This is a genomic window from Psychrobacter sp. N25K4-3-2, assembly GCF_015351755.1.
GTDB lineage: Bacteria > Pseudomonadota > Gammaproteobacteria > Pseudomonadales > Moraxellaceae > Psychrobacter > Psychrobacter glaciei.
Genome location: NZ_JADKLX010000012.1, coordinates 1 through 5,609 on the forward strand (window position 1 = coordinate 1; position 5,609 = coordinate 5,609).

Annotated in this window: 6 protein-coding genes and 1 pseudogene; 2 read left to right on the forward strand and 5 right to left on the reverse strand. The window is 38.4% G+C overall.

The features are described from left to right. The 4 genes from IOD06_RS13375 to IOD06_RS13390 form a co-directional block, all read right to left on the reverse strand. Positions 1-982 (reverse strand): alcohol dehydrogenase catalytic domain-containing protein (locus tag IOD06_RS13375; RefSeq protein WP_194621259.1); only part of this gene is annotated, 982 nt, incomplete at its 3' end. A gap of 399 nt (positions 983-1,381) precedes the next feature. Next, complete coding sequence (locus tag IOD06_RS13380) at positions 1,382-1,648, reverse strand: type II toxin-antitoxin system mRNA interferase toxin, RelE/StbE family (RefSeq protein ID WP_068039760.1); 267 nt, start codon at positions 1,646-1,648, stop codon at positions 1,382-1,384. Then, positions 1,635-1,919: a type II toxin-antitoxin system RelB/DinJ family antitoxin gene (locus IOD06_RS13385; RefSeq protein ID WP_068039762.1), complete on the reverse strand. Its 285-nt coding sequence runs from the start codon at positions 1,917-1,919 to the stop codon at positions 1,635-1,637. The genes IOD06_RS13380 and IOD06_RS13385 overlap by 14 nt, the downstream gene beginning before the upstream one ends. Positions 1,920-2,009: 90 nt before the next feature. Beyond that, positions 2,010-2,285 carry a hypothetical protein gene (locus tag IOD06_RS13390; RefSeq protein WP_068039764.1) on the reverse strand — a complete coding sequence of 92 codons (276 nt, stop codon included), beginning with the start codon at positions 2,283-2,285 and terminating at the stop codon, positions 2,010-2,012. Positions 2,286-2,743: 458 nt separating this feature from the next. Here IOD06_RS13390 and mobV point away from each other — a divergent pair, with 458 nt between their 5' ends. Together mobV and repM are read left to right on the forward strand one after the other, a co-directional pair. Then, positions 2,744-3,640, forward strand: a complete 897-nt coding sequence (mobV, locus tag IOD06_RS13395; protein ID WP_068039766.1) for a MobV family relaxase — start codon at positions 2,744-2,746, stop codon at positions 3,638-3,640. A 420-nt stretch (positions 3,641-4,060) separates the two neighbouring features. Continuing rightward, positions 4,061-5,008 (forward strand): replication initiation protein RepM, encoded by a 948-nt coding sequence (repM, locus tag IOD06_RS13400; RefSeq protein ID WP_082787309.1) that lies wholly within the window; start codon positions 4,061-4,063, stop codon positions 5,006-5,008. A gap of 342 nt (positions 5,009-5,350) precedes the next feature. Here the strand turns inward: repM and IOD06_RS13405 are convergent. After that, positions 5,351-5,609, reverse strand: a pseudogene (locus IOD06_RS13405) (glutathione-dependent formaldehyde dehydrogenase); the annotation flags it as partial.

Consider the following 5,609-nt stretch of genomic DNA (forward strand, 5'->3'; position numbering starts at 1 on the left):
AAGTAAGCCCTTTATCAAAAGCGTCACCAAATAAGAAACCATGAATGGGTCCTGCATACACACCAGGAACACTAACGACCCCGCCACGACGCACAGCTGCAATACATTGACGTAAAGCTGCACCACTTGACCCTTCAATTTTCAAATTGGTCATTATTGTTTCTAGCATACTACCTTTGGCTTCAAAGCCAATCGCATCAATAACGCCGTCAACGCCGCGATGCCCTTTGGTCTGTTCAATGATGAATTCAGCAGCATCTACCTTATCGAAATTAACCGGAATAGCCCCGTACGTATCTTTGGCATACTGCAAACGGTAGTCATTATGATCTACCACGAAGATCTGCTCAGCGCCTAACATTTTGGCACAAGCTGCTGATAATAACCCCACAGGACCCGCACCATAAATAGCTACGGTTGAACCTTTAGTAATATTGGCATTAGTCACGGCCTGCCAAGCAGTTGGTAAAATATCTGATAAAAATAAAACCTTCTCATCTGACAGTGAGCCAGGTACTTTGAACGGATTAAAATTACCTTTAGGAACCCGTACAAATTCTGCTTGTCCACCAGGAATCCCACCATATAAATGGCTAAAACCAAATAAAGCAGCCGGTGGCGGAATTATTTTTTTATTAAGAGCAGCGCCTGGGCCTGTATTTGTAGTCTCACAAGCGGACATTAGGTCATGCTGACAGAAAAAGCAGTTACCACATGCAATAACAAAAGGAATAACAACTCTATCGCCTTTTTTAACAGCAGTGACTTCAGAGCCTACTTCTTCAACCACACCCATAAACTCATGACCGAAGATATCGCCTTCCTCGGTTGCAGGCATTTTGCCACGATATAAGTGTAAATCTGAGCCACAAATTGCAGTTGCAGTCACACGTAAAATAACATCATCTTTTTCTTGCAGTTTAGGCTCTGGGACATTGTCCACTCGCACATCTTTAGCACCATGATAAGTTAAAGCACGCATAATTTCTCCAGTTAAGTAAAGCTTGCAAAATCTCGATAAACAATAATCTGTGAGAATACAAGATGAAAGTTATTAGAATCAGTGGTTTATGTTATCTAAGTTAAGTATTACTCAATTATATTAGCACCTTGAAAATCGAGATTTATAATCAACGTGTGTTAAAAAGGTTGCGTGTTGTAAGTGAAAAGTTGTAGTGGTCAACTAATTTAGGATACCCGATAAATTAACTTTTCGAGTCCTCCTGCCGAGGACTGAAGGCTTATAAAAGCTGTTTGTATTTTTAAAGTAACTTTTCTTGTTAGATAAGGATATACCCTAGTGGAACCGTCTTAAAAGCCCCAAAAGTCTATTAACAGACTACTCAAAATAGACTGTCATTATGGAACCACTTGAATTAGGCTAATCAAACACTTCTGAATGGCTACCTAGCCTAACAAAATCTACCGTATCGTTCTGAACACGGTAGATAAGCACCAAGTCAGGCTTGATATGGCAGTCTCTAAATCCCTTATGATTGCCGGTCAACGCATGATCTTTGTATTTAGCCGGTAGCGGTATGTCGTTAGTCAAACAATTGAGCACCTCGCCCCATGCAGGAGTGAGTAAGCTTAGATAATTCTTTTTAGCATCTCTCTTAAACTGACTTGATACTTCAATGGATCTCATCAGCCTCGCCTTCTAGCTCATCCATGAGATCACCAAAGCTATCGTACTTAGTGCCTTTACCGCTCGCGACCTCAGCAATAGCCGCAATCGTTTGCGCGTTGAGCTTAGGTTGTTGATAGTCAAAAGACAGAGGAATCGCATTAGTATCGGCTACTTGGTTTAAGAACAGTCTTATGGCTTGTGAAGGTGTTAATCCATAGCTTTCAAGAACAGAAAAAGACCTATCCTTCAGATCCTGGTCAAGCCGTATATTATAATTAGTTGTAGTCATAGCAATCACCTTTCGCTTATATTCGTACCCCCAATATAAGCGAAAGATGATTAAACCTCAATAACTATAGCGTTCCATCTTTTCGCTAATCTAAGTGGTAACAGTCTGCTCATTTAATCCAGCAAGAAAATCATCAACCGTTTTCTCAATGCTTTTTTGCATGACATACAGATCAGAAGTGGAGTACTTCCCCAGCTGATTTCTTTCATCCATGACTTCAAACAGCTTGTTTCTGACTACTTCTTCGTGCGTTTTATCGTCAATCAACAGCAAATTAAGCTTCACGACAGCTCTATTATAGGCTTCTTGGGTAGCTTCAAGCTGAAGGCTTTTATTGCTAGCTACTGATACACCGATCATGCTCATAAATAACTCCGCTACTAGAATCATCTGTAGCTACAGATGATTTTTTTAGGTTAATAAATTATTGATACCAGCCTAAGATTATGCCAGTGAAAAACGAGAAGTAACGCTCTTATACCCCCTTTTTTGTAGCAGATTTTACGACAGATAAAAAAACCGTTATTTCCCACCTAATTTGATGACTACACCATACGCACCCTAAAGGGACTGCCAAATAGCTGATATTGTTAGGTTTATTGAAATTTGAGTGTTTGCAAAGTGTAAACAAAATCGTTCTTAGTTATTGATTTATAAAGAAAAAAGCTGTTTACAATCTGTAAACAGCCAAGTTGAAAAACAGTGAAAAATAGCCCTTTTTTACCGCCTTTTGCGCCAAAAATCACGCTTTCCTAACAGGTGAAATTATGGTGTAGTAAGTACACTTTAATGAAATAACACTCAATTATAGGAAAAAAGTGGCGATGAACTATGCAATTTTGAGAACAGCAAAATTAAAGACGATGGGCAACATCGGTGGCAGTCTTGCACACAGCTACCGAACGATAGAAACGCCAAATGCTGACCCCAACCTCACCCCTAAAAATCATCATACCGTTGCGACCCCTGAAGCCGTCAAACAGGCAATAAAAGATCGACTTCCTGAAAAAAGACGCGCTGATGCGGTGCTATGTATTGAGTATTTAATAACCGCCAGTCCTGAATGGGAAGGTTGGGGAAAAAGCCAAGAAGCTGAATTTTTTAAGCGATCTGCTCAGTGGCTCATGGATAAACATGGAGAAGGAAATATTGCAGGTATGAGTATTCATCGGGACATAAGTACACCGCAGCTGGTCGCTTATGTCGTTCCTATTGACCAAAAAGGGAAGCTCAACTGTAAGGGTTTTCTAGGCGGCAGGGTTAAGTTAAATCAGATGCAAACCGATTTTGCCAACACGGTCGCTGATTTAGGGCTAACGAGGGGCAAGGAAGGCTCTAAAGCCAAACATACCAGCATCAAGGAGTATTACCACGACATCAATCACGCGCGAGATTTTAGTATTACGACCGTAGCGCCTAAGCCTGAAATGTTTGAAAGCAAGGCTAGATATGGGGAAAAGGTCACAATAGCCGTTATTGAGCAAGTAGAACCCACTGTGAAGGCAGCAAACAGCATCCTGATGGACTACGAGAAGGCTAGATTGGATAAAAACGTTGCGGAAGAGAGCTATGACACCCTTAAAAAACGTGTTGAGCCTTACTTGATGGCTATTGATGGTCTAAATCAAGAGGAAATTGCTAGAGTAAACGAAGCAATGCAGCTAGAAAGCCATAAAATCGCTGTAGAGATGGATAAAATAAAAAAGGCTAGGTATGTATAAGAATTAAGGTAGAAGGCTATTAAATCTCATTTTGTAGGCAAATAGAGTAGTTTCTATAGCTTATTACTGAGGTTAAGAAAAAATTGATCAATCATCTGATCCAAGAAGACATGAGAAAAGCCAAATATTTTATGGTAACTAGTGCTTTTTTCTTTTGTCTTTTTAGTTAGTAAAAAATAAAAAAAATGCTTTTAATGCTTTTAAATGCTTTTAAATGCTTTTAAGCCCTCTGTATCCATTGGTATTAAAAGGATACAAGCACCATTCGAATACGTTTACTTACCCATTCGAATACGTTTACTTACCCATTCGAATACGTTTACTTACCCATTCGAATACGTTTACTTACCATTTGAATACTTGAATAAAATAGTATTCGAAGATACAATTAAATATAAGTATTCAAATTTGAAGGTTATTATGTCTAAATCTAATCTAGTAGTGAAAACTAATTATCTAAATACCGTACTACAAAATCTAAAACTATCAGAAATACGCATTGTTCAGTTAGCCGTTGTAGATGCTAGAGAGACTGGTACAGGGTTGAGTGCAGAGATACCACTTCGTATTGATGCTAAAAGATATGCTGAAGTTTTTAATACCACTCGCCAAAACGGTTATCTAATGATGAAGGACGCTGAAGATACGCTATTTAACAGACGTTTTAGCTATGTTGATGATGAAGGTAAGTTAGTTAAATCTCGCTGGTTATCCCAAGTTAGATATTTAGATGACGAAGGAGCGATTGAAGTTGTATTTACTCCGGCTGTAGTACAAGGGATTACTCGGATTGATGGGGCTGAAGAGTTTTTCACTAAGTATTTACTAGAACAAACAGCCGAAATGGATAGTAATTATTCAGTAAGGCTCTATGAGCTGCTGGTTCAATGGAAGCAAGCCAAAAAAACACCTGTTTTTGAATTGGAGAAGTTTAGAGGTCAGTTAGGATTAGAGTCTGATGAATATCAAACTATGAGCAACTTCAAAAAAAGGGTCTTAAACCTTGCTGTTGAAGAGATAAACGAAAAATCAGATCTCAATGTTAGTTACACTCAAAAGAAAAAAGGTCGCAAAATTGCAGGATTTAGTTTTACTGTTCATGAAAAGCCAAAAGCTAAGAGGGATGTAGTTAATAAGGAGCGCGACGTTAGTACAGGAGATATGTTTACGGTCGATGGATTGAATGATAAGCAGCTAGGGCGAATTGCTCGTAATCCTGCTTTTATGGCGGAATACAATCATTTAGTAAGCCCTACTAGTCCAGCTGGTCAGTCACAGCAAGGTTGGGAGTTTGAAATGGTTAACCGCCTTAAAAAAGACCCTACGCAGTTTAACAAACGTCCGATTAGAGAATATCTTGAATACTAAATTATATTGCTCGATAAGAAATAACTAAGAAGCCTTGTAGCCCAAGCTATTCACTTTTCAGATTTTTACTCAATATTAAATAAATTTTTCATACATATAATAGAAAGTTTATTGTGCTTTACACTTCTAAGCTTTAAGACCATCTAAGACAGTTAGTTAGTTTTTTAATCCCTAAACCCATGAAAATCGGTTGGGGGGTGATTTTTTTGCCGTGTGCAGAGAAAAACAAGTTAAAGATTTTTTTGCTAGCTGCTTTAGCGATAACCATTATTTAAGATAATCTCGTTAAAGCAGCTATGACCTAACCTTTAAATGTTAAAAGTTAAGGGTAAATTTGAAAAATTAAGGAGTTAAAATGACTTTACGACATTCTTCTTCACGCTTTTCGAAAATTTCATAACCTTTAGCAGCGTCAGACAAATTCATACGGTGAGTAATAATAGCTTCAGGTGATAAATCACCATTTTCAATATACTCTAATAATTGTGGTAAATACTTGTGTACATGGGTTTGGCCCATTTTGAAAGTAAGCCCTTTATCAAAAGCGTCACCAAATAAGAAACCATGAATGGGTCCTGCATACACACCAGGAACACTAACG